The sequence below is a fragment of the Streptomyces sp. NPDC102406 genome (assembly GCF_044765725.1).
In the GTDB taxonomy this organism is placed as follows: domain Bacteria; phylum Actinomycetota; class Actinomycetes; order Streptomycetales; family Streptomycetaceae; genus Streptomyces.
The window spans coordinates 349,835-376,352 of record NZ_JBIWKP010000002.1; the positions used below are offsets into that span (position 1 = coordinate 349,835).

The 26,518-nt window shown below is 73.2% G+C and carries 30 protein-coding genes; 16 read left to right on the forward strand and 14 right to left on the reverse strand.

Going from position 1 to position 26,518, the window contains the following annotated elements; translation table 11 throughout:
* Positions 1-41: 41 nt before the first annotated feature.
* The 4 genes from ACIRF8_RS10050 to ACIRF8_RS10065 are packed head-to-tail and all read right to left on the reverse strand — an operon-like array spanning position 42 to position 3,515.
* On the reverse strand, positions 42-1,409 hold the full coding sequence (locus ACIRF8_RS10050; RefSeq protein WP_404212900.1) for a hypothetical protein: 1,368 nt from the start codon (positions 1,407-1,409) through the stop codon (positions 42-44).
* A complete protein-coding gene (locus ACIRF8_RS10055) occupies positions 1,406-2,188 on the reverse strand; it encodes a class I SAM-dependent methyltransferase (protein WP_404212902.1) in 783 nt (260 codons plus the stop codon). Before ACIRF8_RS10055 ends, ACIRF8_RS10050 begins: the two co-directional genes overlap by 4 nt.
* Positions 2,185-2,817: a DUF2064 domain-containing protein gene (locus ACIRF8_RS10060; protein WP_404212904.1), complete on the reverse strand. Its 633-nt coding sequence runs from the start codon at positions 2,815-2,817 to the stop codon at positions 2,185-2,187. The genes ACIRF8_RS10055 and ACIRF8_RS10060 overlap by 4 nt, the downstream gene beginning before the upstream one ends.
* A complete protein-coding gene (locus ACIRF8_RS10065) occupies positions 2,814-3,515 on the reverse strand; it encodes a glycosyltransferase family 2 protein (protein ID WP_404212906.1) in 702 nt (233 codons plus the stop codon). Before ACIRF8_RS10065 ends, ACIRF8_RS10060 begins: the two co-directional genes overlap by 4 nt.
* 114 nt (positions 3,516-3,629) lie before the next feature.
* Between ACIRF8_RS10065 and ACIRF8_RS10070 the strand changes: the two genes are divergently transcribed.
* Positions 3,630-4,379 carry a response regulator transcription factor gene (locus tag ACIRF8_RS10070; RefSeq protein WP_404212908.1) on the forward strand — a complete coding sequence of 250 codons (750 nt, stop codon included), beginning with the start codon at positions 3,630-3,632 and terminating at the stop codon, positions 4,377-4,379.
* A 2-nt stretch (positions 4,380-4,381) separates the two neighbouring features.
* Entirely contained in the window at positions 4,382-5,494 is a 1,113-nt protein-coding gene (locus tag ACIRF8_RS10075) for a sensor histidine kinase (RefSeq protein WP_404212910.1), read from the forward strand.
* A 7-nt stretch (positions 5,495-5,501) separates the two neighbouring features.
* Here ACIRF8_RS10075 and ACIRF8_RS10080 read toward each other — a convergent pair whose 3' ends face one another.
* Complete coding sequence (locus tag ACIRF8_RS10080) at positions 5,502-6,503, reverse strand: NAD-dependent epimerase/dehydratase family protein (protein ID WP_404212912.1); 1,002 nt, start codon at positions 6,501-6,503, stop codon at positions 5,502-5,504.
* 211 nt (positions 6,504-6,714) lie between these two features.
* Here ACIRF8_RS10080 and ACIRF8_RS10085 point away from each other — a divergent pair, with 211 nt between their 5' ends.
* From ACIRF8_RS10085 to ACIRF8_RS10095, 3 genes are all read left to right on the forward strand, one after another.
* Complete coding sequence (locus ACIRF8_RS10085) at positions 6,715-7,311, forward strand: TetR/AcrR family transcriptional regulator (RefSeq protein ID WP_404212913.1); 597 nt, start codon at positions 6,715-6,717, stop codon at positions 7,309-7,311.
* A gap of 121 nt (positions 7,312-7,432) precedes the next feature.
* Positions 7,433-8,167, forward strand: a complete 735-nt coding sequence (locus ACIRF8_RS10090) for an NADPH-dependent F420 reductase (RefSeq protein WP_404212915.1) — start codon at positions 7,433-7,435, stop codon at positions 8,165-8,167.
* A gap of 71 nt (positions 8,168-8,238) precedes the next feature.
* The gene (locus ACIRF8_RS10095; protein ID WP_404212917.1) at positions 8,239-8,943 is read left to right on the forward strand and encodes a nitroreductase; all 705 of its coding nucleotides are present in this window, start codon (positions 8,239-8,241) and stop codon (positions 8,941-8,943) included.
* A gap of 22 nt (positions 8,944-8,965) precedes the next feature.
* On the opposite strand, the gene ACIRF8_RS10100 is transcribed toward ACIRF8_RS10095, so the two are convergent.
* Positions 8,966-9,229, reverse strand: a complete 264-nt coding sequence (locus tag ACIRF8_RS10100) for a hypothetical protein (RefSeq protein WP_404212919.1) — start codon at positions 9,227-9,229, stop codon at positions 8,966-8,968.
* 170 nt (positions 9,230-9,399) lie between these two features.
* Entirely contained in the window at positions 9,400-10,362 is a 963-nt protein-coding gene (gene sigJ / locus ACIRF8_RS10105; RefSeq protein ID WP_404212921.1) for an RNA polymerase sigma factor SigJ, read from the reverse strand.
* A 167-nt stretch (positions 10,363-10,529) separates the two neighbouring features.
* On the opposite strand from sigJ, the gene ACIRF8_RS10110 reads away from it, so the two are divergent.
* From ACIRF8_RS10110 to ACIRF8_RS10125, 4 genes are all read left to right on the forward strand, one after another.
* Positions 10,530-12,023: an MFS transporter gene (locus tag ACIRF8_RS10110; RefSeq protein ID WP_404212923.1), complete on the forward strand. Its 1,494-nt coding sequence runs from the start codon at positions 10,530-10,532 to the stop codon at positions 12,021-12,023.
* 36 nt (positions 12,024-12,059) lie between these two features.
* Entirely contained in the window at positions 12,060-12,719 is a 660-nt protein-coding gene (locus ACIRF8_RS10115) for a hemerythrin domain-containing protein (protein WP_404212925.1), read from the forward strand.
* Positions 12,720-12,934: 215 nt separating this feature from the next.
* A complete protein-coding gene (locus tag ACIRF8_RS10120) occupies positions 12,935-13,228 on the forward strand; it encodes a hypothetical protein (protein ID WP_404212927.1) in 294 nt (97 codons plus the stop codon).
* A 235-nt stretch (positions 13,229-13,463) separates the two neighbouring features.
* Positions 13,464-14,198: a dienelactone hydrolase family protein gene (locus ACIRF8_RS10125; RefSeq protein WP_404212929.1), complete on the forward strand. Its 735-nt coding sequence runs from the start codon at positions 13,464-13,466 to the stop codon at positions 14,196-14,198.
* Between the two features lie 52 nt (positions 14,199-14,250).
* Here ACIRF8_RS10125 and ACIRF8_RS10130 read toward each other — a convergent pair whose 3' ends face one another.
* The gene (locus ACIRF8_RS10130) at positions 14,251-15,321 is read right to left on the reverse strand and encodes a PHP domain-containing protein (protein ID WP_404212931.1); all 1,071 of its coding nucleotides are present in this window, start codon (positions 15,319-15,321) and stop codon (positions 14,251-14,253) included.
* A 237-nt stretch (positions 15,322-15,558) separates the two neighbouring features.
* Here ACIRF8_RS10130 and ACIRF8_RS10135 point away from each other — a divergent pair, with 237 nt between their 5' ends.
* Positions 15,559-15,786, forward strand: coding sequence for a DUF5133 domain-containing protein (locus tag ACIRF8_RS10135; protein WP_404212933.1), 228 nt, complete (start codon positions 15,559-15,561; stop codon positions 15,784-15,786).
* A gap of 54 nt (positions 15,787-15,840) precedes the next feature.
* Here the strand turns inward: ACIRF8_RS10135 and ACIRF8_RS10140 are convergent, their stop codons facing one another.
* From ACIRF8_RS10140 to ACIRF8_RS10150, 3 genes are all read right to left on the reverse strand, one after another.
* Complete coding sequence (locus ACIRF8_RS10140; RefSeq protein ID WP_404212935.1) at positions 15,841-16,200, reverse strand: ANTAR domain-containing protein; 360 nt, start codon at positions 16,198-16,200, stop codon at positions 15,841-15,843.
* 193 nt (positions 16,201-16,393) lie between these two features.
* The gene (locus ACIRF8_RS10145) at positions 16,394-17,740 is read right to left on the reverse strand and encodes a cellulase family glycosylhydrolase (protein WP_404212937.1); all 1,347 of its coding nucleotides are present in this window, start codon (positions 17,738-17,740) and stop codon (positions 16,394-16,396) included.
* A 369-nt stretch (positions 17,741-18,109) separates the two neighbouring features.
* On the reverse strand, positions 18,110-18,751 hold the full coding sequence (locus ACIRF8_RS10150; RefSeq protein ID WP_404212939.1) for a LysE family translocator: 642 nt from the start codon (positions 18,749-18,751) through the stop codon (positions 18,110-18,112).
* 326 nt (positions 18,752-19,077) lie between these two features.
* On the opposite strand from ACIRF8_RS10150, the gene ACIRF8_RS10155 reads away from it, so the two are divergent.
* Entirely contained in the window at positions 19,078-19,281 is a 204-nt protein-coding gene (locus tag ACIRF8_RS10155) for a cold-shock protein (protein WP_404212941.1), read from the forward strand.
* A 71-nt stretch (positions 19,282-19,352) separates the two neighbouring features.
* On the opposite strand, the gene ACIRF8_RS10160 is transcribed toward ACIRF8_RS10155, so the two are convergent.
* Together ACIRF8_RS10160 and ACIRF8_RS10165 are read right to left on the reverse strand one after the other, a co-directional pair.
* On the reverse strand, positions 19,353-19,811 hold the full coding sequence (locus ACIRF8_RS10160) for a DUF2267 domain-containing protein (RefSeq protein ID WP_404212943.1): 459 nt from the start codon (positions 19,809-19,811) through the stop codon (positions 19,353-19,355).
* Between the two features lie 100 nt (positions 19,812-19,911).
* The gene (locus ACIRF8_RS10165; protein WP_404212945.1) at positions 19,912-20,358 is read right to left on the reverse strand and encodes an Hsp20/alpha crystallin family protein; all 447 of its coding nucleotides are present in this window, start codon (positions 20,356-20,358) and stop codon (positions 19,912-19,914) included.
* Positions 20,359-20,483: 125 nt separating this feature from the next.
* Between ACIRF8_RS10165 and ACIRF8_RS10170 the strand changes: the two genes are divergently transcribed.
* The 3 genes from ACIRF8_RS10170 to ACIRF8_RS10180 all read left to right on the forward strand — a co-directional run bounded on the left by ACIRF8_RS10170 (position 20,484) and on the right by ACIRF8_RS10180 (position 23,144).
* Positions 20,484-21,137, forward strand: a complete 654-nt coding sequence (locus ACIRF8_RS10170; RefSeq protein WP_404212947.1) for a type III effector protein — start codon at positions 20,484-20,486, stop codon at positions 21,135-21,137.
* A 65-nt stretch (positions 21,138-21,202) separates the two neighbouring features.
* Positions 21,203-21,820 (forward strand): TOPRIM nucleotidyl transferase/hydrolase domain-containing protein, encoded by a 618-nt coding sequence (locus tag ACIRF8_RS10175; RefSeq protein WP_404212949.1) that lies wholly within the window; start codon positions 21,203-21,205, stop codon positions 21,818-21,820.
* A gap of 142 nt (positions 21,821-21,962) precedes the next feature.
* Positions 21,963-23,144, forward strand: a complete 1,182-nt coding sequence (locus ACIRF8_RS10180) for a serine hydrolase domain-containing protein (RefSeq protein ID WP_404212951.1) — start codon at positions 21,963-21,965, stop codon at positions 23,142-23,144.
* A 111-nt stretch (positions 23,145-23,255) separates the two neighbouring features.
* Here ACIRF8_RS10180 and ACIRF8_RS10185 read toward each other — a convergent pair whose 3' ends face one another.
* Complete coding sequence (locus ACIRF8_RS10185) at positions 23,256-24,032, reverse strand: DoxX family protein (protein WP_404212953.1); 777 nt, start codon at positions 24,030-24,032, stop codon at positions 23,256-23,258.
* Between the two features lie 475 nt (positions 24,033-24,507).
* Here ACIRF8_RS10185 and ACIRF8_RS10190 point away from each other — a divergent pair, with 475 nt between their 5' ends.
* Together ACIRF8_RS10190 and ACIRF8_RS10195 are read left to right on the forward strand one after the other, a co-directional pair.
* The gene (locus ACIRF8_RS10190) at positions 24,508-25,233 is read left to right on the forward strand and encodes a GAF and ANTAR domain-containing protein (RefSeq protein ID WP_404212955.1); all 726 of its coding nucleotides are present in this window, start codon (positions 24,508-24,510) and stop codon (positions 25,231-25,233) included.
* Positions 25,234-25,357: 124 nt separating this feature from the next.
* Positions 25,358-26,485: an NADH:flavin oxidoreductase gene (locus tag ACIRF8_RS10195; RefSeq protein WP_404212957.1), complete on the forward strand. Its 1,128-nt coding sequence runs from the start codon at positions 25,358-25,360 to the stop codon at positions 26,483-26,485.
* The last annotated feature ends 33 nt before the right edge of the window (positions 26,486-26,518 follow it).

The following is a 26,518-nucleotide window of genomic DNA, read 5'->3' on the forward strand; positions in this document are numbered from 1 at the left end:
GCCGACGGCGAGGCAATCGGCCGGCCCGCGGGCGAAGTCCGTCACCATCCGGTGAGCAGCAGATGGTTCAGGAGCAGGGCCGGCGCCGCCTGGGCCGCGAGCCAGGCGCGGGGGCGCGGGAGGAACGCGCCGGCCGCGAGGAGCCACATCGCGAAGGGGAGCCAGATCCGTTCCGTCTCCGCCTTGCTCATGCCGGAGAGGTCGGCGGCCAGCAGGGCGCACAGGGCGGCGCCCACGAGCAGGGCAAGGCGGGCAGGCCCGCCGTCGGCGTCGCCGGGACGCGCGAGCGCGGCGCGGGGGCGCCGGGCCAGGAGCGCGCTCGTCCTTCGCAGCCCGGCCACGGTCGCCGGGCCCACGACCAGCACGGTGCAGGCGAGGTTGGCCCAGACCCAGTAGCCGTAGGGGCGGATGCCGCCCGCGCCCTGGTAGTAGCGGGTGACCAGCAGGTGGTACGCCTCCCACCAGTCGAACCCGGCGAGGGTGAACGCCGCCGGGACCACGGCGAGCCCGGCCGCGAACAAGGCGAGCAGCACCGGCCGTTCCCGTACCCGCTTCCGCCCGAGGAACAGGACCGCCGCGCCGATGAGCGCGGAGAGGGTGAGCCCGTAGGACAGATAGCAGGTGAGGCCGAACAGCAGCCCGGAGCCCGCCGCCCAGCCGATGCTCCGCCCGGTGACGGCGAGGGCGAGGAGGGCCACCGCCCAGGCGGCGACAGCCGCGAAGTACGCGTCGGCCGACGCCCCCATCCACACCGCGGCGGGCGCCAGGACGAGGAACGGCGCCGCCCGCCGCGCCGCGTCCTCCCCCGCGAGGGCCCGGACGGCGACGAGAACTCCCAGGCACGCGGTGGCGCCGACGACGACGCACCACATCCCGGCCCAGGCGCCGCCCCCGAGCCCGACGCGGTCGAGCAGGACGAAGGTGAGCGGGGCCGCGGGCGGGTGCCCGGCCGTGTGGGCGGGCCAGTGGTCGGGCGCGTCGATGAGGATGTGGCGGGTGTAGGTGCGCAGGGTGGCCGGGATGTCGTGGAAGCGGTCGATGACCTGGAGGTATTCGTACCGGGTGGTGAGCCGCGCGGCGATCCCGCGATGGGGGCCGTCGATCAGGGCGAGGGAGAGGATCCAGGCGGTGGCGGTGGCCCACGCCGAGGCGAGCAGGGCGCGCCACGGCAGCCGCGCCGCGAGGGAGGGCCCGTACGCGACGGTCGCCGCCGCGAGGACCAGGGCGGCCGGGGTGCCCGGGCCGAGGTGCGGGAGCCAGTCGGCGTACAACGGCGGCCAGCCGACGTGCAGGACCCCGTACGTGTCCTGCAGGTGCCGGCCGACGAGCACGGCGGTCGCCACGAGGAGGATCGCCGCCCCGACGGCGTACAGGTCGTGTCTGCGGGCGGAGCGTTCGGTGCGGGTCACATCGCCACGCTAGGCGGGGGGATCACTGGCGGACCCTCGTCCCGGCTCGACGTCAGCGTTTCGTCATGGGTCGGGCGCCTCGTCTCCCTCGGCCGCTGGTCGCTGAGCACGGCGCCGCTGTCCGCGGCGCGGGTCCGCAGGGCGGCGAAGCAGCGGCCGTCGACGGTCCACTGGGCGACGGCGCGCAGGCCCGCCCCGTCCGCGTACCGGAGCAGGGCGGGGGTGCCGAGCCGCGCCCAGGGGAAAGGGTGACCGGCGGCCTGTCCGGGTGAGTCGGTGACCTGCACGTGGGCGCGTTCGTCCACGTCCACCGAAGCGGTCTCGGCGATCAACAGGCCTCCGGGGAGCAGGAGTTGGGCGACGCGGGCGAGCAGCCCGTGCGGTTCGCCGCCGATGCCGATGTTGCCGTCCATGAGCAGGACGGTGCCCCAGCGTCCCTCGCCGGGCAGCGGTTCGAAGACGGAGCGGCGCAGTGCCTGGCCGCCGAGGCGCACGGTGTGGTCGACGGCGGCGGCGCTGACGTCGACGCCGAGGACCGTGCGGCCCCGGGCGGCGAGTTCCGCCACCAGCCGCCCCGGGCCGCAGCCGACGTCGAGGACGGCGCCCTCGCAGCGGTTGAGGACCGCCCGGTCGACCGGGTCGGCCCGGGCGCACCAGCGCTCCACGTCGAGCGGCAGCAGCCAGCCGTCGGCGCGGCGCAGGAAGAGCGGGCCGCGGCCGGTGCGCAGGGCGGTGGAGTACGGGTCGGCCGTGGCCCACGGCGCGGGCGGCGCGCTCACCGGGCCGCCGCCGCGCGGCGGGCGAGGCGCGCGGCGAACCGGCCGCGCGGCGCCTCGGCGGCGACGGCCACCGCGTCGTCCGCGGTGTCCACGTCGCGCAGCGCGGGCAGGTCGCGCACCCGCAGTCCGGCGGCGACGAGGCGCGCGCGTTGCAGGGCGCCGGTCCGGGGCGTGGACATGGGCACGCCGCGCAGCAGTTCCGGGTCGGGGTCGGCGAGGCCGAGCGCCCAGAAGCCGCCGTCGAGGGCGGGACCGAACCAGGCGTCGCAGCCGTCCGGTCCGTCGAAGGCGACCGTGAGCAGGCCGGGTGTCACCTGCGGGGTGTCCATGCCGATGAGGAGTGCGGGCCCCGTACAGGACGCGAAGGCCGCGGCGAGCCGTTCGTCGAGGCCGCCCGCGCACTGCGGGACGACGTCGAAACCGGGCGGCAGCCAGGGCCCGGGTGTTCCGTCGAGGACGAGGGTGCGCCGGGCGGCCGGGGTCTGGGCGACCGCGTCCAGGGTGTCGGCGAGCGCGGCCTCGGCGAGGCCCGCCGCGTCCTCGGGCGTGAACGGCGGCGTGAGGCGGGTCTTGACCCGGCCCGGGCGCGGTTCCTTGGCGATGACGAGGAGTTCGGCGAGCGCGGTCACCGTGCGCCCCCTTCGCACGGCCGGGCCTCGGCCAGCACGCGGCTCATGTCGCGGACCGCGTGCCAGGTGCCGCGCCAGGTCCCGGTCACCTTCGACGCACCCGTGCGTGGCAGGTACGGCACGTCGTGCTCGGTGATCCGCCAGCCGGAGTCGGCCGCCCGCACGACCATCTGGAGGGGGTAGCCGCTGCGCCGGTCGGTGAGGCCGAGGCCGAGGAGGGCTTCGCGGCGGGCGGCGCGCAGCGGGCCGAGGTCGTGCAGGCGAAGACCCGTGCGGCGGCGCAGCATGCGGGCGAGGGCGAGGTTCCCGGCGCGGGCGTGGGCGGGCCAGGCGCCCCGGCCGCTCGGGCGGCGGCGGCCGAGCACCAGGTCGGCCGCGCCGCGGTCGATCTCCCGCACGAACGGGACGAGGCGTCCGGGGTCGAGCGAGGCGTCGCAGTCGCAGAAGCAGACGATGTCGGCGTCGGAGGCGCGCAGGCCCGCGTGGCAGGCGGCGCCGAAGCCGCGCCGCTCCTCGTGGACGACGGTGGCGCCCAGGGCGCGGGCGGTCGCCGCGGAGCCGTCGGTGGAGCCGTTGTCGACGACGAGGGCGCGCCAGCCCGGAGGGATCCGTTCGAGCACCCAGGGAAGGGCCTCGGCCTCGTTCAGGCAGGGCAGGACCACGTCGACTGCCGGGGGTCTGGTCGTCACGGCTCTCACCCTACGAATCCGGAACGGGCATATCGGACCCTCGTTCCTTACGAAACGCGGACGTCGGCGGCCCTGCGCCGTGCGGACGCCGCGCCCGTCGGCGGGCGGTGCGAGTCTTGGGGCATGCAGCAGCCATACGAGCCCGCCGGGGCGAAGTCCCCGAGGGCGCACGCCGGGAGCGCGGCGGCCAGGGTCCTGGTCGTCGACGACGATCCGACCGTCGCCGAGGTCGTCGCCGGGTACCTGGACCGGGCCGGTTACGCCGTCGACCGCGCCGACGACGGCCCGGCGGCCCTCGCGCGCGCCGCCGCCCACCGCCCGGACCTGGTGGTGCTCGATCTGATGCTGCCCGGCATGGACGGCCTGGAGGTGTGCCGACGGCTGCGCGCACGCGGCCCGGTCCCGGTCATCATGCTCACCGCGCGCGGCGACGAGGACGACCGCATCCTGGGCCTGGAGGTCGGCGCCGACGACTACGTCACCAAGCCCTTCAGCCCGCGCGAACTGGTCCTGCGCGTGGAGTCGGTGCTGCGCCGCGCCCACCCCGACACGGCCAGGCAGCCGCTGTACGCGGCGGGTCTCGCCGTCGATCCCGCCGCCCGCCGGGTCACCCGCGACGGCGCCGAACTCGCCCTGACCCTGCGCGAGTTCGACCTGCTCGCGTTCTTCCTGCGGCATCCCGGACGGGCGTACAGCAGGGAGGACCTGATGCGGGAGGTGTGGGGCTGGGAGTTCGGCGACCTGTCGACCGTCACCGTCCACATCCGCCGCCTTCGCGGCAAGGTCGAGGACGATCCGGCGCGCCCGCGGCTGATCCAGACCGTGTGGGGTGTCGGCTACCGCTTCGAGGCGGCCGGCGAAGAGGCGGTCTGACCGTGCGCGACATGCTTCTCATCGCCCTGTACGCCTTCGCGGGCGCCGCCGCCACGGGCCTCGCCGGAGCCGCGGCGCTGCGCCTCGTCCGGCGCCGTTCGCTCACCGCGTCGCTCGCCGTGGTCGCGGCCGTCGGGGTGGTCGCGATGCTGGCGGGCACGCTCGCCGTCGCGTGGGCGATGTTCCTCTCCCCGCACGACCTCACCGTGGTGACGACCGTGGTGGCCATGGCGGCCGTCGTCTCCCTCGCGACGGCACTCGTACTCGGCCGCTGGGTCGTCGCCCGCAGCCGCGAACTGGCCGTGGCCGCCCGCTCGTTCGGCGACGACGGAGGCGCGTTCACGGCGCCCCACGCGCCCGCCACCGCCGAACTGGAGTCGCTGGCCGAGGAGTTGGCGGCCACCAGCGCCAAACTGGCGGCGTCCAGGGAGCGCGAGCGCACCCTGGAGACGTCGCGGCGCGAGCTGGTCGCCTGGATCTCGCACGATCTGCGGACCCCGCTCGCCGGGCTGCGCGCCATGGCGGAGGCCCTGGAGGACGGGGTCGCCGCCGAGCCCGACCGCTATCTGCGGCAGATCCGCACCGAGGTCGAGCGGCTCGACGGCATGGTCGGCGACCTGTTCGAGCTGTCCCGCATCCACGCGGGGGCCCTGCCGCTCGCCCCGGCCCGTATGTCGCTGTACGACCTGGTGGGCGACGCCCTCGCCGGAGCGGATCCGCTCGCCCGTGAGCACGGGGTACGGCTCGTCGGGGATCAGGTCGAGCCGGTGCCGGTCGAGGTGGACGGCAAGGAGATGAGCCGCGTCCTCGGCAACCTGCTGGTCAACGCGATTCGCCGGACGCCCGCGGACGGCACGGTCGCCGTCGCCGCGCGGCGCGCCCCCGGCGGCGTGGTCGTGTCGGTGACGGACGGCTGCGGCGGCATCCCCGAGGAGGACCTGCCGCGCGTCTTCGACACCGGCTGGCGCGGCAGCCACGCCCGCACTCCCCCGGCGGGCGCGGGTCTCGGCCTCGCCATCGTGCGCGGCATCGTGGAGGCGCACCAGGGCCGGGCCACCGTACGCAACATCCCCGGCGGCTGCCGCTTCGAGGTGACCTTGCCGACGGCGGCGTGACGGGCTCTCAGAGCCCGCGCAGTCCGGCGCGCGCGAATTCCCGCATGCCCGCCGCGAAGCCGGTCGTCGCCTTCCAGCCGAGTTCGGCGCGCAGGCGCGAGGAGTCGGCGGTGATGTGCCGGACGTCGCCGAGCCGGTACTCGCCGGTGACGACGGGGTCGGGGCCGCCGCTCGCCGCGGCGAGGGCCCGGGCCATCTCGCCGACGGTGCGCGATTCGCCGCTGCCGGTGTTGTAGGCGCCGAGCGCGCCGGGCGCCGCCTCGGCCTCCAGAGCCAGGGCGTTGGCCTCGGCGACGTCCCGTACGTGCACGAAGTCCCGGCGCTGGCGCCCGTCCTCGAAGACGCGGGGTGCCTCACCGCGGGCGAGCGCCGAGCGGAAGAAGGAGGCGACGCCCGCGTACGGGGTGTCGCGCGGCATCCGGGGCCCGTACACGTTGTGGTAGCGCAGCGACAGCGCGGTCCCGCCGGTGGCGCGGGCCCAGGCCGCGGCCAGGTGTTCCTGGGCGAGCTTGGTCGTGGCGTACACGTTGCGCGGGTCGGCGGGCGCGTCCTCGCCGACCAGCCCTGGCGCGAGGGCGGCGCCGCAGCGCGGGCACCTGGGCTCGAACCGTCCCGCCTCCAGATCGGCGACGTCCCGCGGCCCGGGCCGGACGTCCCCGTGGCGCGGGCAGGCGTAGCGCCCCTCGCCGTAGACGACCATCGACCCGGCGAGGACGAGGCGCCGCACGCCCGCCTCCGCCATGGCGGCGAGCAGCACGGCCGTGCCGAGGTCGTTGCGCGAGACGTACTGCGCCGCGTCGGCGACGCCGTCGCCGAGGCCGACCATCGCCGCCTGGTGGCAGACGGCGTCGACCCCGTCGAGGGCCCGGGCGACCGCCTCCGGGTCGCGCACGTCGGCGCCCGGATCGTCCCGCACGTCGTACACGAGCGGTTCGTGCCCGCGGGCGGCCAGCGCCTCCACGACATGGGACCCGATGAACCCGGCGCCGCCGGTGACCAGTACACGCATGGGGCCACGCTAGGGCGGCGCGGCGGACGCCCCCACCGACCGCGCCGGCACGTCATGACTCCGTAAGACCCGTGCGCCCTGCGCGGCTGGAGAGAGCCCTTCGTCACGCGACGACGAGTTGACCGGATGCTGCCTCCGTTTTACTCTCGAACCAATACGGATGCAGCATCCGTTTCATCTGCGCCACCGGCAACACCGAAGGGAAGCACGCATGGGCATCGACGGCCGGCACGAACGCAAGCCGCGCGCGGACGTCATGCGCAACCGGGCCGCGCTCCTGGAGGCGGCGCAGCGCCACTTCCTCAGACACGGGGTGGGCACGTCGCTGGAGGCGGTGGCCAAGGAGGCCGGGGTCGGGCCCGCGACGCTGTACCGGCACTTCCCGACCCGGGAGGCGCTGCTGGCGGCGGTGCTTCAGACACGCTCCGACGAGCTGGTGGCCCGGCAGGCGCGGATCGCCCGGCTCGACGACGCCGCCGAGCGGTTGCGGCAGTGGCTGCGGGCCCTGGAGGAGTACTTCAGCGCCTTCAGCGGTCTGCCGGAACCGCTGATGGCCGCGACCAAGGCGCAGGAGCCGGACAATCCCCTGACGCTGCCCTGCGACACCCTCATCGCCACCACGGGCGAGTACCTGGAGGCCGCCCAGCGCGCGGGAGAGGCCCGCCCCACGGTCACCGCCCGCGATCTCTTCCACGCCGCCTGTTCCGTCGCCTGGCTGATGGGCACCGGCGACACCGACGAGGAGTCGCTCGGCCGCCTGCGCGAGCTCATCGAGAGCGGATACCGCCGACCCGGCGCCACCGCCTAGCCGCCGCACCGGGCCACACCCCCGCGGGCCGCCGACACGTGCGGCGGGCCGTTCCCTCATCCCCCTTACCCCTGTCGTCACCCCTGCCCCTCAGGCAAGACGACCCCCAGAAGGACAAATCATGAAACTTGGCATTATCGGGACAGGTCCGATCGGCACCTTCCTGGCACGCACATTCAGCGCGAGTGGGCACGACGTCGAGGTGGCGAACTCCCGGGGACCGGAGACCGTCGACGCCGCGGTGCTGGAGTTCGGGGCGCGCGCGGTGCCCGCGGAGGACGCCGTGCGGGACCGGGACGTGATCATTCTGGCCGTCCCGTTCGCGCGCATCCCGGACGTGGCGGGGCTGTTCGCCTCCGTCCCCACCGAGACCGTGGTGATCGACACCTCCAACTACTTCCCGCATCTGGGCGGGCCCGTCGACGCGGTCGAAGGCGGCCAGGTGGAGAGCGTCTGGGTGGCCGAGCAGGTGGGGCGGCCCGTGGTGAAGGCGTGGAACGCGGCCCTCGCAGGCACCCTCCAGCACAAGGGCGTACCGGCGGGGACCCCGGGCCGCATCGCGCTCCCGGTCGCCGCCGACTCGGACGCGGCACGGCGCATCGGCATGCGCCTGGTGGACGAGAGCGGCTTCGACCCCTACGACGCCGGTGTGCTGGCCGACTCCTGGCGTCAACAGCCGATGACGCCCGCCTACTGCACGGAGCTGAACCTGCGGGACCTCCGAGCGGCCCTCGCCGCCGCCGACCGCGACGAGGCGCCGCGCAACCGGGACCGCCAGATGAGCCGCTTCGCCACGCTCACCTCCCCGCCCGCGACGGACGAGATCGTGGAGCTCAACCGCTCCCTCCACCGCTGACCGCCACGACCACCGAAGCGCCGCGGCCCGGACTGACCGCGGCGCCGACCACGCCACCGGAGGACAGTCCCTTGCCCACGACCGCCTCGCTCTTCACCGACCTCGCCCGCACCAGGCACTCGCCCCGGCAGTTCCTGCCGACACCGCTGTCCCCGGCGGACATCCGCGCCGTGCTGGAGGACGCGCAGACCGCCCCGTCGAACAGCAACACCCAGCCGTGGAACGTCCACGTCGTGTCCGGCGCCGCCCGGGACGCCCTGAGCGAAGCGCTGCTCAAGGCGCACGAGGCAGACCGGGTCTCCCTCGACTTCACCGCCGACTACGGCGACAGCGTCCACCGGGACCGCTCGCACGAGCACGCGGCCATCGTCTACGGCAAGCGGGGCGTGGGGCGCTCGGACCACGAGGGCAGGAGGGAGGTCATCCGCGAGAACCTGCGGTTCTACGGAGCACCGCACGTCGCCCTCCTCTTCATGCCGGTGCTCGGCGACGGGGTGCGGGCAGCCGGTGACCTCGGCATGTACGCCCAGAACTTCCTGCTCTCGCTCACCGCCCGGGGGCACCGGGGCATACCCCAGGCCATCCTCGGCGTCTACGCCGACACCGTCCGCGAGACCCTCGGCATCTCCGGGGACCTCAAGCTGCTGTTCGGCATCGCCTTCGGCACCGGGGACCGGACCTCACCGATGTACGACATCGGCATGGGCCGCGTCCCGCTCCAGCAGAGCGTCGTCCTGCACGACACCCCGGGCGTCCTCGACCCGTCCTCGTCCTGACCGGCGAACGGGCGGCGCCCACTCACCCGTCGGCGGCGACCTCCCGGATCAGCGGCTCGAACTCGCGCCGCACATAGGTGTCGAACGGTGCCGTCAACGCGCCGTCGATCACCCGCCGCACCCCGTGTTCCGCCGCGCGTTCCTTCATCGCCGCACGGGCGACCGGCTCCACCCCGCCGCCGATGATCAGCACCCCGAACTCGCCGGTCTCCAACAGCTTTTGAGCCTCCTCGGCGGTGCTCGCCCCCTCCGCCTCGAAGCCGTCCGCGCGCAGCGTGCCCAGCACGTCGGCCAGCCTCGCGGGTGTCCTGCCAAGGACCAGAGTCTTCGTGGCCGCTCTCCTCGGATACGTAATCGTGTGCGGATGCGTGATCGTTCGCGGGTACGTGGTTGTCCGCCCGCCCGAACGTAGAACCTCGACCCGACTTGAGGTCAACGCCTTCGGTCCCGTCACCCTCACGGGCGCCGCCCCTCCTGCCGCACCCGCGTCAGCTTCTCCGGATTGGTCACCAGGTAGATGTCGGAGACCCGGTCACCCTCGGGGGTCAGGTCCATGACCATGACGGCGTACGGGGAGTCGTCGGCGAAGACGACCGCGGAGGGGTCGCCGTTGACGTGCCGGTACTGGATCTCCAGGTTCTCGGGCGCACGCCGCCGGCCGAAGGAGGCGATCATCCGGCTGACCTGTTCGCGGCCGTGCACCGGGCGCAGCGCCGCCGGGCGGACCTTGCCGCCGCCGTCGGTCCACAGGGTGACGTCCGGCGCGAGGATCTCCATCAGCGCGCCCACGTCGCCGCCGAGCGCGGCCTCGACGAAGCGCCGCGTCGCCTCCCGGCGCACCCGGGGGTGGGCGGCGAACCGCGGGCGGCGGGCCTGGACGTGGGCGCGGGCCCGGTGCGCGAGCTGGCGTACGGCGGCGGGGCTGCGGTCGAGGACCTCGGCGATCTCGGTGTGCGCGTAGCCGAACACCTCGTGGAGGACGAAGACGGCGCGCTCCAGCGGGCTGAGCGATTCGAGGACGACGAGCAGCGCCAGCGAGACGGACTCCGAGCGCAGCGACGCGTCGGCGGCGTCCCCCGCGTCCGGTCCCGGCTGACCGGGTGCCGCGGCGACCAGCGGCTCGGGCAGCCACGGGCCGACGTACGTCTCGCGGCGGCGGCTGATCGCGGACTGCCGGGCGAGCGCGTGGTTCACCGCGATGCGTACGAGGTAGGCGCGCGGGTTGTCGATCTCCTCCAGCGGGGCCCGGCTCAGTCGCCCGGCCAGTGACAGCCAGGTCTCCTGCAACACGTCCTCGGTGTCGGCGACGCTCCCCAGCATGTTGTAGACGACGGAGAACAGTAGTTCGCGGTGGCCGGTGTAGAGCCGGGTCGCCGTCTCCTCGGCCTCGGTGGCCGGTCCCGCGGTACTCTCGGACATGTCAGGTGCCTCCCCTGGGCGTTCGCACCTGAGACGGTGACGGCCACGCCGTCCGTGACATCCCGGCCCCGCCGTGTGGCGCATGTCACTTCCCCGCCCGCGATGTCACACCTCGTGTCCTCCGCGCTCTCTCGGGAGCAGAAGCACAAGCGGAAGGACACGACACAGTGCTGAAGAAGTGGCACGGCAACCCCTGGGCAATCCTGATCACGCTCTCCCTCGGGTTCTTCATGACGCTGCTCGACCTGACGATCGTGAACATCGCGATCCCCGACCTGGTGAGGGACTTGGACGCGTCCCTCGACCAGATCCTCTGGGTGGTCAACGCCTACACCCTCGCCCTCGCCGTCCTCCTGATCACCGCGGGCCGCCTCGGCGACCTGCGCGGGAAACGGAACCTGTTCGTCATCGGCGTGGCCCTGTTCACGCTCGCCAGCCTCGCCTGCGGTCTCGCCCGTGACCCGGCGCAACTCATCGCGTTCCGCGCGGTCCAGGGCCTGGGAGCGGCGCTTCTGATGCCGCAGACCCTGTCCATCGTGGCCGATGTGTTCCCGGCCGACCGGCGTGGTGTCGCCATGGGCATCTGGGGCGCCGTCGCGGGCGTCTCGGGGGCGCTCGGGCCGATCATCGGCGGCGTACTGATCACCGATCTCGCCTGGCGGTGGATCTTCTACGTGAACCTGCCGCTGGGCGCACTCGTCCTCTTCCTGGCCCTGACGCTCATCCCTGCGGCGACCGGGCGCACGGTCCGCCACCGCCTCGACAACGTCGGCGTCGCACTGGCGTCGGCGGCCCTGTTCTGCCTGGCCTTCGGTCTCACCGAGGGGCAGCGGTACGAGTGGAACGGCTCGATCCGGACCCTGTTCGCCGCGTCGGCGGCGCTCTTCGCCGCGTTTCTGCTGCAGCAGCGCGGCCGTCAGGACAGGGAACCGCTGGTCCCCTTCTCGCTGTTCGGGGACCGCGACTTCGCCGTCCTCAACTTCGTCGGGATCGCGGTGTCGTTCGGCATCGTCGGCCTCTTCCTGCCGCTGACGATCTACCTCCAGTCGGTGCTGGGGTTCAGCGCGCTCAAGTCCGGGCTCGTCCTGCTGCCGCTCGCGCTCGGCTCGATCCTGACGGCGGGGCCCGCGGGCGTCCTCGCGGACCGGATCGGCGGCAAGTTCGTCCTGATGGGCGGGTTGTGCGCCTATGCGGGCGGCCTCGTCTGGATCGTCGCCACCGCCGACGTGGGCCGCGCCTGGACCAGCGTCGCGGGCCCGCTCCTGCTCACCGGGCTCGGCGCGGGCTGCACGTTCGCGCCGATGGCCACCGAGGTCATGCGCAATGTCCCGGCACACCTCTCGGGCGCCGCGTCCGGAGTCAACAACGCGCTGCGGCAGGTCGGTTCGGTGCTCGCCGCGGCGGTGATCGGCGCCGTTCTCCAGGGGCAGCTCGGCGTCGAGGTGGGCGGATCCGGTACGGGTGCCGCAGGACGGGCCGCGTTCGGGCACCGGTTCGTCGACGCGATGGCTCCGGCGATGCTCGTCCCGGCCGGGGTGCTCCTGGTCGCGGCGACCGCGTGTCTCACCCTCCGGCGCCACCACGGGGCTCCGCCGAACGCCCACGGACCGGCGCCGACAGCCGACCGGGAAGCGGCGACACCCGCCCCCACGGCCCTCTGACCTCTCACGACCTGAAGACAGGAAGGGTGACCCACCATGGCCGCACCTCGGCCGCACCAGCAGAACCCCACGCGGAAACAGTCCGCGCCGATCGACTTCCTCATGATGTACGTGACCCACGGCGCGTTCCGGCGCGACCTCGACCGACTCCTGAAGGCGGCCGACACCGGCACGGCCCACACCCCCGAAGTCCTCGCCGGCTGGGCCAACTTCAAGCATCAATTGCACCTCCATCACACGGTCGAGGACAGCCACCTGTGGCCCCGGCTGCGGACCGAGGTGGCGGACCGTCCGCACGCGCTCGCCCTGCTCGACGCCATGGAGGCGGAGCACGCCCGTATCGACCCGCTCCTCGACGCGGTCGACGCGGCGCTCGCGGATCGCTCGCCGGCCATCGGCGCCAAGGTCCGGGCCCTTCGTGACGACCTCGTCCAGCATCTCGACCACGAGGAGCAGAGCGCGCTCCCGCTGATCCAGGAGGTCCTGGAACCCGCCGACTGGAAGATGTTCGCGGGTGGCATGCGCGCGGCGCAGGGGTTGAAGGGGGCGGCGGTGTACGTTCCGTGGATCCTCGACGACGTATCGGAGGGGGAACGCGACCGCTTCCTCGGATCGATGCCCGCGCCCGTCAAAGTCCTCAACGGGCTCGCGTGGGAGCGGAGTTACCGCAGGCGGAACCTGTGGGGCGCCCGCTGAGGTGAACGCGGGTGGCTCCTGCATCTCTGACGCGGATGCGGATGGGCGCCGCCTGAACGAGCGCGCCGCGGCGTTCGGGCGCCGCCGCTTTTGGCCGTGGCCCGAGGAACGGCGGCGCTGAGTCCCACCCCGCAAAGGCACGGTACGGCGCAGAACCTGTCCGCGTGTCCGTGTGGCAGGCGGGCCCCGGTGATCGGGGCCCGCACACTGACGGCATGGACACACCCTTCACCTTCTCCTGGCGTGTCAGCGGCGAGGACGACCGGCGGCGTGCCGACGACGTCACGGAGATCGCGCTCGCCGCTCCGGACGGCAGCGAGGTCCAACTGACCCTCGACGACCTGCGTGGGTTCGTCCTGCGGATGGACAGTGATCCCGACGGCGACCACTTCCACGAGTTCGAGATCCGTCCCGGGGCCGCGAACCTCTTCTTCGTCAAGGCGCACCGGCACGAGCGCCGGGTCCCGGCGGAAGCCGACGAAGCCGACGGGGCGGCGCGTCACCCGTAGAGCGAGGAAGGGAAAAGGGGTGGTCCCGCTCCTGTCCCGTCGGCTACCTTGACCGGCGATGACTACCGGGACGGCCTTGCGCCACACACGGATCGGTGACCCGGCGCTCCCCTGAGCGCCGTACGGGTCGGTTCGGACCCGTTGCCGGATCGGGGAACCGGCGCCGCCGCGCGAGCCCCGCCTCCTGTCGTGCTGACCACTCGCAGCCCGACACGTCACCACGGCAGGAGAACCCATGCCCGGCAAGATCGTGCACATCTCCACCGCGGACGGCCGCGCCGACGCCTTCGCCGCCTTTCCCGACGGGGGCGGGCGGTACCCAGGGGTGCTGATGTACCCGGACGGTTTCGGCATCCGGCCCGCGCTGTGCGAGATGGCGACCGAACTGGCCCGCCACGGCTACTACGTGCTCGTCCCCAACGTCTTCTACCGGCACGGACCGGCACCCGTGATCGAACTGCCCGAGCACATCGGGGCTGACGCCCGACCGGCGGTCTTCTCCCGGCTGATGCCCCTGATCGAGGCGCACACCGCGGAGCGTGCCCTGCGCGACGCCGACGCCTGTCTCGCCTTCCTCTCCTCCCGGCCGGAGACCGGCGACGGGCCGGTCGCGGCGACCGGCTACTGCTTCGGCGGCCTCCTGGCGGTCCGTACCGCAGCGGCCCGTCCCGATCAGGTCGCCGCCGTCGCCGCGTTCCACGCGCCGGTGGGCGCCGACGGACCGGAGAGTCTGCGCCGACTCACCGGAGAGGTCTACTTCGGCCACGCCGAGAGCGACATGACCCCCGAAGCCCTCCGCGCCCTCGACACGTCCCTGGACGCCGCGGGCGTCACGTACACGTCGGAGATCTGTCCCGGCACCGAGCACGGCTTCACGATGCCGGACACGGACGCCTTCGACGCCGCCGGGTCGCGGCGCCACTGGGAACGCCTGCTGCCTCTCCTGGACCGCACGCTGACCACCGTCTGAGGCACCGGCCCACCACCGTGCCCGCACGCCCCGCCCCGCCCGGCCGCGCGGCTCAGGACCACTCCCCCGCCCGCTTGGCCCGGGTCCACTCCAGCACCCTGTCCGCGGACCAGGTCGTGACCACGCGCTCGGGCGGCACCCCGCACTCCTCCGCCCGGGCGCAGCCGATCACCTGCCAGGACAACTGGCCCGGCGCATGCGCGTCGGTGTCCACCGAGAACAGGGTGCCCGCCGCCACGGCCCGGCGCAGCAGACGGCGGGGCGGATCGAGGCGTTCGGGGCGGCTGTTGATCTCCACTGCGGTGCCCGCGGCGGCGCAGGCCTCGAACACCGCGTCGGCGTCGAACTGCGACTCGGGCCTGCCGCGTCCGGTGACCAGCCGGCCGGTGCAGTGGCCGAGGACGTCGGCGCGCGGGTTGCTGACCGCGGCGATCATGCGGCGGGTCATCGCGTCGGCGTCCATGCGCAGTTTGGAGTGGACGGAGACGACCACGACGTCGAGTTGGTCGAGCAGTTCGGGTTCCTGGTCGAGGGAGCCGTCATCGAGGATGTCGCACTCGATGCCGGTGAGCAGCCGGAACGGCGCCCAGCGGGCGTTCAGCCCGGCCACTACCTCCAGTTGCTCCCGCAGCCGCTCGGGGGAGAGTCCGCGGGCCACCGTCAGGCGCGGGGAGTGGTCCGTGAGGACGGCCCATTCATGTCCGACGTCCTGGGCGGCCCGGCCCATCTCCTCGATCGGGCTGCCGCCGTCCGACCAGTCGGAGTGCAGATGGCAGTCGCCGCGCAGCAGCGCCCGCAGCGCGGCGCCCGCCTCGTCCGCCACCAGGGGCGTCGTGCGGGCCTCCGCCTCCAGACGTTCCAGGTACGCGGGGACGTCGCCGGCCCACGCCTCACGGATGACGGCGGCGGTCTTCGGGCCGATCCCCTTGAGCGATTCCAGGGACCCGTTGGCGACGCGCTCGTCGATCTCGGTGTCGGTGAGTCCGGCGAGCACCGCGGCGGCCGTCCGGAAGGCGCGTACCCGGTAGGTCGGCGCGCGATCGCGCTCCAGGAGGAACGCGATCCGCTCCAACGCCCGCACCGGCTCCCGCACCGGCTCGTCGTGCGCTCCGCTCGCCGTCATCGGGCCTTCTCCTACGGGTCACCCCGCGGCGGCGGCTGCGCCAGCGGGTCGGTTCGACGCGCCGCACGTGAACGGCTCGTCCCCCACAGGATGAGCGGAGCGGCGACGTTCAGCACCCGGGGCACGGCGGAAGATACCGGCCAGGCGTCCGGTTCGTGGGAGACGGGAGGTGTGCGTGGGGCGGAGCGGGGCAGTCGGGGTCTCGTATCGCCCACCGTGCACGAAGGAGTCCACCTCATGCTGATGGCTCACCCGGCGGTCCTCAACGACCTCGTCCAGCAGTACGAGACGCTGCGCGCCCTCAACGCCTCCGAGGGCTCGGCCGAGGTGCAGCAGCGCATGGACGACGTGGCCTACACCCTGTGCATCGCGACCGGCACCGCTGACATCGACGCCGCGCTGATCGCCGCGCGCCATCAACTCCCGGGGGCCCGCCCCGAGGACGACTCGCTCCTGGCCGCCTGACCGTCGGCAGCGTCACCGGGCGGCCCCGCACAGGTGCGGGGCCGCCCGGCTTCTTCACCCGGGGAGGTCGGGCGGGCCGGCCTGTGAGTGGTCCCGTCGCAGGCGCAGTTGGCGGTGGAGTTCGCTGCGGACCTCGGCGGGAAGCTCGCCGTTGAGGCCCCACTGCGTCAGCAGCACGGCCACATGCCGCAGTTTGATGTTGGTGCGCTGCGAGATCTGCCGTACGACCTCCCATGCCTCGGGCGGCGGCAGGTGGCCGACGGCCACGATGATGCCGATCGCCCGGCCGACCTCCTCGTGCGCGGCGACCGCCTCCTTGAGCTGGACGATCTCCTCCTCCAGCGCGGCCACCTTCGCGGCGGCGTCCGGACGTCGCGGGTCGGCGTTCTGTTCGGGTGCGTCGGATGTCAACATGTGCCTCCGGGGTCCAGGGGGGCAGCGGTGTAGGTGTGCCGTACACCTCAACCGTCCCCCCTCCCCCGGGCGATCTGCAATACCTCGTTCCGCCATACCCGCCACCGTGTCGTGTCCGGCGGCGGGTCCCGTGGCTCGACGGCCGACTCGGGCGGTCGGCCGTCGAGGTGGCGCATGAGGACTGGTTCGCGTGTCAGCGGGTGGCGCAGGTCCTGCCGTCGAGGGTGAAGCCGGTCGGTACGGCGTTGGTGCCCGCGGTGGAGGAGCCGCTGAGGCCGAAACCCACCGAGCCTCCGGCAGGGACGGACCGGGTCCAGGACTCGGGTGTGACGTGCACCTTCGTGCCGCTCTGGGTCGCCTTGGCGTTCCAGATCGCGTTGATCCGCTGCTGGGCGGGGAAGGCGAAGTCCAGCGCCCAGCCGTCGAGTGCGTGCGTGGAGTCGTTGCGGACCGTGACGTCGGCGTTGAAGGAGCCGCCCCAGTCGCTGAGCCGGTAGGTGACGGTGCACGCGCCGCTCTCGCCGCCCGGGTCGGTGCCGCCCCCGCTGAAGACGCTCGCCTCCTTGGCGGTGGCCTTGATGCCGTCCACGCCGTCGAAGAGGCGCTTGCCCCAGGCGGAGAGCTGGTTCGGGTCGAAGCCGCGGGCCAGGTCGAGGTATTCGACGCCGCCGCCGTTGCCGCTCCAGGACCAGCCGAGGTATCCGATGCCCAGGCTCTGGGCGGTGGCCATGATGGCGTCCTCGTCGGGGTTCCCGTCCGAGTGCATGTCCCCGAACTCACCGACCATGACGGGGAGTCGGGCCGAGACGAACCGGTTGAGGTAGTCCTTGACCTCCGCCGCGGTGTCGTAGACGCCGTACATGTGGATGTCGAAGACGGTGTTGCGGTCCGGGTCGGCGGCGAAGACGCCCGCCGCGTTGTCCCGCATGGTGAACGACCAGTCCTGGCCCCAGTTGGGCGCGTCGACGACCAGGGTGTGGTCGAGACCGGCGTTCCGCAGCCGGCCGATGGCGGTCTTGGTGGCGTCGGTCCACGCGGTGTAACCGGTGTTGCCCCACGGCTCGTTCCCTATGTTGACCAGGACGTACTTCTCCTGGCCGACGAGGGCGCTCTTGACGCCCAGCCAGTAGTCCACGGCCTTGGCGAGCGGGACCGCCCCGGCCGACTCGCCGTACCCGGTGGTGTCGTGGGCCTCCAGGACGCAGACGAGCCGGTTGCGCTTGCACTGGTCGATGACGTGGGCGACGTCGGCGGTGTCGTTCCTGGTCCACTGATCCCCGGTGGCGAGCACCACGCGCACGGAGTTGGCGCCCTTGGCCTTGATGTCCTTGAGCGCCTGGTCGGTCCTGTCGGGGTACCAGGTGTGGGCGTGATTGACACCGCGCAGGACGAAGTCCTGGTCGGTGGCGTCCAGCAGCCGCCCGTCCTTGACGTGGAACCCGGCCGTCCCGGCGGCTTGGGCGGAGGGGGCGGCGGTGAGGAGGGAGGCGCAGACGGCGAGCAGGAGGCCCGTCGCGGCGGCGGCTCGTCTTCTTTTCATCTACTGCTCCTGGCTCGATCGGGGCGCGCCGAGGCCCGGCGGGGGCGGTACGGCCGAAACAACGACACGCCATCGGTGGCTCTGCAAGGGCATGCGGGCACGACACTCGCCCGGGTGCGCGAACACGATGGTCCTGTACCGGTCTCGCACCTCGTGCCCGGTGTCGGCGACGCGCGGGAACGAGACGCGACGAGAGGACCGACACGCCGTCCTGCCTGCGCAGACATGGTCACGACGAGCGCGGCCCCCGGCGCTTCCGCCCGGCGACGGCCACGACATTAGGGGTCGGGACAGCGGAAGACAATGGCCGTAACGGAACCGGTTAAGCATCTCTCCGGTCGCGACGCACAAGGACGGTCCCCTCGTGCCCTAGTCCGCGCGGCCCGTGACGGCGACGGCGGAGCCCAGTCCGATCATGGCCAACCCTCCGGTGCCGCCGATCAGCGCCATCCGCCGGGGCGAACGGCCGAGCCAGGCGCGCGCGGCGGAAGCCGTCAGACCCCAGAGGCCGTCGGAGATCAGGGCCAGCACGGCACCGGCCAGCCCGAGCAGGAGCATCTGGAGGCTGACGTGGCCCGCGTCCCGGTCGACGAACTGCGGCAGCATCGCCGTGAGGAAGACGATGCTCTTCGGGTTCGTCACGCCGACCATGAACCCGGCCCGGACAGAGCCCTTCCCGTTCGCGGGCGCCGCGGTGAAGCGCACCGCTTCCGTGCGGTCCCTCCAGCTCGCCCGCAGCGCCTTGACGCCCAGGAGGACGAGATAGGCGGCTCCGGCGAATCTGATCGCGTCGAACACCACGACCGACCTCTGGACCACCGCGCCGACCCCGAGGGCGACCGCGACGACCAGGGCGTAGCCGCCGAGGGCGTTGCCCAGCACGGAGGCCAGTGCGGTCCTGCGCCCGTGGGCCAGGGCCCGGCCGACGACGAAGAGCACGCTCGGCCCCGGGATCGCGGACAGGAGCAGGGACATCGAGCAGAAGGCAAGGAGCTGGTGAAGGCTGATCATGCGCGAGATCCTCACCCGTCCCCACCCACAGCGCCAGAGCGACTTTGGACCTAGGTCATGTCGCGAAAGCCCCTCCGCCCCACCCGGTCACCGGATTTTCCGGGCCTGTGGTGCGCCTGTTCTCGTGGGTCATCCCCGTGTCCGCTCGCCTCCGCCCGGCCGATCGGCTAACTTCCCTCCCAGTAGTCGTGGTTCGGACGTCCTCGCGCCCGCGGTACCCGCCGCGGGCGCCGTGACGTGCAGGCAACACCCTGGGACCAGGGCGATCACCTCACCCAGGGGAACTGACAAGCACGTTCCCCCCGACCCTGGACAAGGGGATTCTTATGGCCACCGGAACAGTCAAGTGGTTCAACGCCGAGAAGGGCTTCGGTTTCATCCAGCAGGACGGCGGCGGTCCGGACGTGTTCGTCCACTACTCCGCCATCAACGCCTCCGGCTTCCGCGAGCTCCAGGAGAACCAGCAGGTCACCTACGACGTCACGCAGGGCCCCAAGGGCCCGCAGGCCGAGAACGTCGTCCCGTCCTGATCTGACATGCCGACAGTGCGCCGCACCTCTGGTGCGGCGCACTGTCGCGTGCTCGCGGCGGACCTTCTCGTTCAGGCCGCCTGCACGATCTCGTCCGCACGTACGCTGCGGGAGGCCACGGTGAGATCGGCCTGGCCGAACAACAGGGCGTACCCACTGGGCAGTTGCGCCAGGATCCGGCGGAGCACCTGCTTGTCCAGGGTGCGGGCGAGGGTGCCGAGGACGGACCCCACGTGCCAGCGCGTGATGGCGTACGGCGCGTCGGTGGCCTCGGCGAGGGCCTTGACGAAGGCGTGGGCGGTCAGGGGCCGTTGCCCCGGCACGGCCTGGGCGAAGTGCCGGGCGGCCTGCGGCGGCAGTCGGCGCGCGAGGTCGACGCGTTCGTCGCCGACGATCTGCTGCCCGAGTGCGTTCAGCACGGTGGCGGTGACACGTTCCGCCTGTTCCACGGTGGCGTAGGCGCCTTGGTAGCGGATCTGCTCCAGCAGGGCGGCGTAGGCGTCGGAGCGGGTCGGGCTCGGGGTGTGCATCGAAGCGGTGGCCTTTCACACATCGCACAGGCCGGCGCAGGGGGCGACGCGCGCGGGCCGTCGCGAGCGGGCCCCCTGCGGTCAGCGGGGTGGGCGGGGATCAGGAAGAGAGCTGCTTGGGCTCGTCGGAGGCGGTACGGCCATTGATGCTGATCTTGCGCGGCTTGGCGCGTTCGGCGATCGGGATGCGCAGGCTCAGCACGCCGCTCTCGAAGGTGGCGTCGATGCGCTCGGTGTCGAGCGTGTCGGCCAGGACGAGCTGGCGGGAGAAGACGCCCATGGGACGCTCGGCGAGCTCCATCTGGACGCCTTCGCCGGCCGCCGCGGGGCGCCGCTCCGCCTTGACGGTCAGCATGTTGCGTTCCACGTCGATGTCGATGGCGTCCGGCTCGACGCCGGGCAGGTCGAGGGCGATGACGTAGGCGTCACCGTCGCGGTAGGCGTCCATCGGCATCTGCGAGGGCTTCGACCACGTCCCGGAGGGCCCGTTGAAGAACTGCTGGGCGAGGCGGTCGATCTCGCGGAAGGGGTCAGTGCGCATCAGCATCGCGCTACACCTCCAAGGTCTCAGGGCATTTCGTGCCATGCGCTGCACCTGCCTTCGTTGTAGCATGTCGTCGTAACGATGACAAGTGTGAGCGTCAACGCGCCGATGACGCGAGGAGGAGAACCGTGCCCCAGCCCCCTCAGCCGGAGCCCCAGGCCCCCGATTCCTTCCACGCCGCCTACGCGGCGCTCCAGGACATGACGCGCTCCGCCCAGGCCGCGCACGACGGTCACGCCGCCGTCCCCGCCCCCGAGGTCGACGCGGCCCTGGACGCGCTGATACTGCTGCGCGAGCTGCGCGGCCAGATCGCCGGCTGGGAGGCCTCCCTGATCGAGACGGCCCGCGCGGCCGGCGCGAGCTGGGCCAGCCTCGCGCAGCCCATGGGCGTCAACAGTCGCCAGGCCGCGGAGCGCCGCTACCTGCGCCTGCGCCCCGGCGCCCCCGGCACCACCGGCGACCAGCGCGCGCAGGCGGTCCGCGACGAGCGCGCCGCGGAACGCAACGTCACCTCCTGGGCCCGGGCCCACGCCGGTGAACTGCGTCAGCTCGCCGGACAGATCGCCGCTCTCGCCGACCTCCCGGGCTCCGCCAAGACCCCGCTCGACCGGGTCCGCCGGGCGCTGGACGACAGCGACGCGGCCCAGCTCCTTCGCCCCCTCGCGGACCTGCGGACCCACCTGTCCGCGCACCCCGCCCTCGCCCGGCAGGTCCACCACACGCTGGAGAACGCGGACGCCCAGCGCGCTTCGGCCACCGCGCAGCGCCAGGCCGACCGGTAGCGCCCGGCGCGCGTCGCGGCCGAAAACCCTGTGCCTCGCCCGCGCGGGACGGGCAGACTCCTCGTATGGCGGACATGAGGGCGTTCCAGGAAGCGGTCGCCCTGTGGGCCGCGGGTGGACCGGAGAAGCCGGCGCGCGAGCTGGCGGAGAGTCTGGGCGTGCGGACCGCGGTGCTGCTGGAAGGGCTGAGCGACCTCGCGGCCGTCGAGGCGCTGGCCGCGCGGCGCGGCCGGGACCTGGCCGCCGAGGGTGTCTGCGTCGTGTCGATGGGCGGGGCGATGAGCGTCGGCCGCTACGCCGGTCTCCTCGGCCCGCCCGGCCTCGGGCTGCGCCTCGCGGGGCTCTGCGACGTGGGTGAGAAGGGCTTCTTCGAGCGCGGCCTCACGCGGGCCCGGGCGCCGCTGGACGATCTGCACGTATGCGCCGCGGATCTGGAGGACGAGTTGGTGCGCGCGCTCGGCATGGCGGAGATGGAGGACGTCCTGCGCGCCGCGGGCGATCTGCGTGCCTGGCAGACCTTCCAGCGCCAGCCCGCGCAGCACGGCCGGGCGTCGCATCAGCAGGTGCGGCGCTTCCTCGGGACGAAGAAGGGCCGAAAGATCCGCTACGGCCGCCTCCTCGTCGAGGCGCTCGCCGCGGACCGGACGCCGCCCCCGCTCGACGGGCTGCTCGCCGCGCTGTGATCTCGCCGTCGCGCACCTTCACGGCCTCTTCCCGCCGCGTCGATCCGCCGGTATTCTCCCGCCCAAGACCGACCAGTCGGTATGCAGGGCGGGACCGGGTACGCGAAAGGGCGGGCACCGGACCGACAATGCCGGAGGTGCCATGACCGAGCAGGACACGTCCGAGGTCCACGGATACTGCGACCCGCGTTTCGAGGAGGTCCGCGGCGCCTTCGTGGAGAACTTCCGGGAGCGCGGCGAGCTGGGAGCCGCCGTCACCGTCCTGTTCCACGGGGAGCCGGTCGTCGACCTGTGGGCAGGCTGGACCGACCCGGCGCGCAGCCGCCCCTGGGAGAGGGACACCCTCGTCAACGTGTGGTCGACGACCAAGGGGGCCACGGCGCTGTGCGCGCACCTGCTGGCCGACCGGGGCCTGCTCGACCTCGACGCCCCGGTCGCGGCCTACTGGCCCGAGTTCGCCGCGGCGGGCAAGGCGGACATCCCCGTGCGTCATCTGCTCTCGCACCGCGCGGGCCTGGCCGGCCTGCGCGAGCCGCACACGCTGGCGGACCTCTACGACTGGGAGAAGACCACCGCGCGTCTCGCCGCCACCGAACCCTGGTGGGAGCCCGGCACCCGTTCCGGCTATCACGCCCTGACCTACGGGTTCCTGGTCGGCGAGGTCGTACGGCGCATCACCGGACAGCTCCCGTCCGCGTTCCTGGCCGAGGAGGTCACCGGGCCGCTCGGGATCGACTTCTTCATCGGCCTGCCGGAGAAGGAGGCCGAGCGGGCCGCCGAGCTGGTGCATCCGGCGCCCGCGCCCGACAGTGAACAGGGCGCCGCGCTACGGCGGTTGCCCCCGCTCGCGCTCGCCGCCCTGGCCAATCCGCCCACGGGGGCCGCCGAGGCGAACACCCCCGAGTGGCGCGCTGCCGAGATCCCCGCCGCGGGCGGCCACGGGACGGCCCGGGGAGTCGCCGCACTGTACGGGATCTTCGCCGGCCGGGGGCGGCTGAACGGGCGGCAGGTCCTGTCGGCGCGGGCGGCGGAGCGCGTGCGCGAGGGCCAGGGAAGCTGCCGCGACCTGATTCTGGGCGCCGGTTTCGACCACGACACCGAGCTCGGGCTCGGGCTCTGGCTGAGCGGCGCGAACGGCTCGTACGGACCCAACCCGCGCGCCTTCGGCCACGACGGTTTCGGCGGGTCGTTCGGTCTGGCCGACCCCGAGGCGGAGCTGAGTATCGGCTACGTCATGAACCGGATGGGCACGCACATCGCGGACGACCCCCGCAAGACGGCCCTGATCGACGCCGTGTACAGGTCGGGCGTGCCGTCCGCGTGAGAGCCGCGAGACCGGGGCCGTGACAGCCCTGTTCACGGACGGTTTCCTGTCGTGGCGACCGACGGCGGTCGCGCGCAGGCGCCTGCTCACCGGTGTCGCCCGGGCCACGGGTCAGCTCCCGGCCCGCCCGGGCAGGGGCTCGCCGATGCCGCCCCCGTCCCCCTCGGGCAGCGGGGCGCGGGCGTGCCTGCGCTGGTGCGTCAGCAGTCCGAGGAAACCGGCGAGGAACCCGCTGATCAGCCCGGACACGGCATGGTTGGCGGCGTTCGCACCGGCGTCCGCGGGGACGCCGACCACGAGGTAGTTGGCCAGCGCGCTCATCCCGGCGCCGATGACACCCCCGATCGCGCCGCTGATGAGGGACGCGCGGAGCGCGGACGGCGGCACGGTGGCGGCAGTGGCACGGCGGGGCTCAGGGCCGGGCTCGATGCCCAGAACGCGGTCGAGCGCGAGCGGCCCTGGCCCCGCCAGCAGGACGACGAGGAACGCCGCCGCCATCATCAGCGGGAACTCCACCCCCGCCCCGCTCGCCGCACCCTGCTGGGGTGTCATGAACCCGGTGTCCGTGTTGACCAGCGCGCTCGCCACACACAGATGGGCGATCAGCAGCAGCGCCGCCCACCGCGACAGCAACCCGACGACGAGCAGCAGCCCGCCGAGGGTCTCCCCGAGCGCCACGGCCCACGCCGTGAAGGTCGGCGCGGGGACGCTCATGCCGTCGAGGAACGCCGCGAACCCGGCGGGCCCGTCGAGGAGCTTGTCGACGCCGTGGACCGCCATGACGGCTCCGCCGGCCACGCGGACGACCGTCGGGGCCAGGGACGGGAAGCGGTGGGCCGGAGCGACGCCGAGAGCGCGCCGCAAGGTGTCTGACCGGGGTCCGGGCATGGAGGGTCCTCTCGCGGGTGACAGGGTGGACGCCGTCGCCCGGTCGGGTGCCGCGAGGCACGGCGGTGCCCTGGCGGACACGGCTGCGTGCCATCACGGCCCACCGGCCGATGACGTACGCGCCACTGTGCGGGCGAATCGGCCCCGGCGGAATCCCCCGGCTCATCGCGAGTACGGATGCCGCCGATCCATGGCGCGGATACCGCGCTCGGCAGCGATCGGGCGCCGCTCCCGCTCCCGGGTGCTCCATGGCGACACGGTGGGACGTTCTGCTGCGCGCGGGTGCGTTCAGGCCTCCGGCCGGGCGCGAGGTGGTACTCCTGGAAGGAGGCAGCAGGCCACGCCGTGCCGGGGAACGCCCCGCATCAGGCAGTGGCCACACCGGAGGCGGTCCCCGGACGTGGAACTCCGTCGCCCCGGTGGCGCGACAAGATGCCGTCCGAGAGGTCGCGGACCTCGTGCGAAGGAACCCCTGATGAGCGCCGACCAGACGTACGACAGCAGCCACATCACCCAGTGGCTGCTGGAGACCGACTCACTAGAGGACTTCCTCCAGACGCTGGCCGACGCCGCGCTGGAGATGTCCCACGCCCATGGTGCGGGACTGACGCTGGAGCGGGACGGCCGGCCGCTGACCGTGGTCAGCTCCGGGACCTCGGCGTCGAAGCTGGACGAGAAGCAGTACGGCCAGAACGACGGTCCCTGCCTCCAGTCCCTGCGCAGCGGCGAGGAGCTGAGCGTCAGCGACATGCTCGCGGAGTCGCGGTGGGGCGACTACCCGGCCTATGCCGCCGCCTGCGGCATCCGCTCCTCCTACTCCCTGCCGATCGCCGCCCACACCGACACGGCCGGCGCCCTCAACCTGTACGGCGTGCCGCCCGACGCGTTCGCGCGGGCCGATCTCACCGCCCTGCGCTCCTTGGCCGCCCAGGCCACCGGCGCCATCGCCCTGGCCAAGCGCTTGAGCGACACCCAGGACTTCGCCGACCAGCTCCAGGAGGCCATGCGGTACCGCAGCGTCATCGACCAGGCCCTGGGCGTCATCATGGGCCAGCGCCGCTGCACCGCCGACGAGGCCTTCGATGTCCTGCGCTCCGCCTCCCAGCACCGCAACATCAAACTCCGCGACCTGTGCACCGAGCTGCTCACCGGGCTCACCGGTCAGACACCCAGCGCGCCCGCGCTGCGGCCCCGGCCCTGACGCTGTGGCCGGGATCACAGGGCGGTCCGTTCCCGGCCCCGGAATGCCCCGGCGGGTGCGGCGGTTGCCGCAGGTGAATTACTTGCCTGTGCACATACCGACTGGTACCTCCTAGGAGCATTCAGTGACTGACGCCGTGTCGCCCGTTTCCCGGGCCGCCGAGATTCTTTCCCGACCGGTCACCCTGCACGGCCTCACCGTGCCGAACCGCATCGCGATGGCGCCCATGACGCGCATGTTCTCGCCGGGCGGCGTCCCGGGCGAGGACGTCCGCTCCTACTACTCCCGCCGCGCCGCCGCGGGCGTGGGCCTGATCGTCACCGAGGGGACGTACGTCGGGCACGCGTCGGCGGGCGACAGCGACCGGGTGCCGCGTTTCCACGGGGAGGAGCAGCTCGCCGGATGGGCGAAGGTCGCAGAGGACGTACACGCCGCGGGCGGCACGATCGTGCCGCAACTGTGGCACATCGGCATGGTCCGCAAGCCGGGTCGGCCGCCCTTCGCCGACGCCCCGCCCGTCGGCCCCTCCGGACTCCGCGTCGACGGCACCGAGGGCACGGGCAAGGCCATGACCCGTACCGACCTGGACGAGGTCATCGGCGCTTTCGCGCAGGCCGCCAAGGACGCCGAGCGCATCGGCTTCGACGGCGTCGAGGTGCACGGCGCCCACGGCTACCTGCTCGACCAGTTCCTCTGGGCCGGCACGAACCGGCGCACCGACGCCTACGGCGGTGACCCCGTGGCGCGCGCGAAGTTCGCCGCCGAGGTCGTCGCGGCGATCCGCGCGAACGTCTCCCCCGGCTTCCCGGTGATCTTCCGCTACTCGCAGTGGAAGCAGGAGGCCTACGACGCGCGCCTCGCCGAGACCCCCGAGGAGCTGGAGGCGATCCTGAACCCGCTCGCCGCGGCCGGTGTCGACGCCTTCCACGCCTCCACCCGCCGCTACTGGAACGCGGAGTTCGACGGCTCGGACCTCAACCTGGCGGGCTGGACCAAGAAGCTCACCGGCAAGCCCACCATCACGGTCGGCTCCGTCGGTCTCGACGGTGACTTCATCCGCGCGTTCGCGGGCGAGGGCTCGCAGACCAAGGGCATCGACGACCTGCTCGACCGCCTGGAGCGCGACGAGTTCGACATGATCGCCGTCGGTCGCGCCCTGCTCCAGGACCCGCAGTGGGCGGTGAAGGTGCTCCAGGGCCGCTTCGACGAACTGAAGCCGTACGACCCCTCGGCGCTCAAGACCCTCAGCTAGCCCCGGTGACCGTGCCGGTGGGCGAGGTGTGTC

Coding starts and splice junctions, on each gene's coding strand:
- ACIRF8_RS10070 (WP_404212908.1), top strand. CDS start 3,630: ATGCAGCAGCCATACGAGCCCGCCGGGGCGAAGTCCCCGAGGGCGCAC.
- ACIRF8_RS10080 (WP_404212912.1), bottom strand. CDS start 6,503: ATGCGTGTACTGGTCACCGGCGGCGCCGGGTTCATCGGGTCCCATGTC.
- ACIRF8_RS10085 (WP_404212913.1), top strand. CDS start 6,715: ATGGGCATCGACGGCCGGCACGAACGCAAGCCGCGCGCGGACGTCATG.
- ACIRF8_RS10090 (WP_404212915.1), top strand. CDS start 7,433: ATGAAACTTGGCATTATCGGGACAGGTCCGATCGGCACCTTCCTGGCA.
- sigJ (WP_404212921.1), bottom strand. CDS start 10,362: ATGTCCGAGAGTACCGCGGGACCGGCCACCGAGGCCGAGGAGACGGCG.
- ACIRF8_RS10115 (WP_404212925.1), top strand. CDS start 12,060: ATGGCCGCACCTCGGCCGCACCAGCAGAACCCCACGCGGAAACAGTCC.
- ACIRF8_RS10120 (WP_404212927.1), top strand. CDS start 12,935: ATGGACACACCCTTCACCTTCTCCTGGCGTGTCAGCGGCGAGGACGAC.
- ACIRF8_RS10125 (WP_404212929.1), top strand. CDS start 13,464: ATGCCCGGCAAGATCGTGCACATCTCCACCGCGGACGGCCGCGCCGAC.
- ACIRF8_RS10130 (WP_404212931.1), bottom strand. CDS start 15,321: ATGACGGCGAGCGGAGCGCACGACGAGCCGGTGCGGGAGCCGGTGCGG.
- ACIRF8_RS10135 (WP_404212933.1), top strand. CDS start 15,559: ATGCTGATGGCTCACCCGGCGGTCCTCAACGACCTCGTCCAGCAGTAC.
- ACIRF8_RS10140 (WP_404212935.1), bottom strand. CDS start 16,200: ATGTTGACATCCGACGCACCCGAACAGAACGCCGACCCGCGACGTCCG.
- ACIRF8_RS10145 (WP_404212937.1), bottom strand. CDS start 17,740: ATGAAAAGAAGACGAGCCGCCGCCGCGACGGGCCTCCTGCTCGCCGTC.
- ACIRF8_RS10150 (WP_404212939.1), bottom strand. CDS start 18,751: ATGATCAGCCTTCACCAGCTCCTTGCCTTCTGCTCGATGTCCCTGCTC.
- ACIRF8_RS10155 (WP_404212941.1), top strand. CDS start 19,078: ATGGCCACCGGAACAGTCAAGTGGTTCAACGCCGAGAAGGGCTTCGGT.
- ACIRF8_RS10160 (WP_404212943.1), bottom strand. CDS start 19,811: ATGCACACCCCGAGCCCGACCCGCTCCGACGCCTACGCCGCCCTGCTG.
- ACIRF8_RS10165 (WP_404212945.1), bottom strand. CDS start 20,358: ATGCTGATGCGCACTGACCCCTTCCGCGAGATCGACCGCCTCGCCCAG.
- ACIRF8_RS10175 (WP_404212949.1), top strand. CDS start 21,203: ATGGCGGACATGAGGGCGTTCCAGGAAGCGGTCGCCCTGTGGGCCGCG.
- ACIRF8_RS10180 (WP_404212951.1), top strand. CDS start 21,963: ATGACCGAGCAGGACACGTCCGAGGTCCACGGATACTGCGACCCGCGT.
- ACIRF8_RS10185 (WP_404212953.1), bottom strand. CDS start 24,032: ATGCCCGGACCCCGGTCAGACACCTTGCGGCGCGCTCTCGGCGTCGCT.
- ACIRF8_RS10190 (WP_404212955.1), top strand. CDS start 24,508: ATGAGCGCCGACCAGACGTACGACAGCAGCCACATCACCCAGTGGCTG.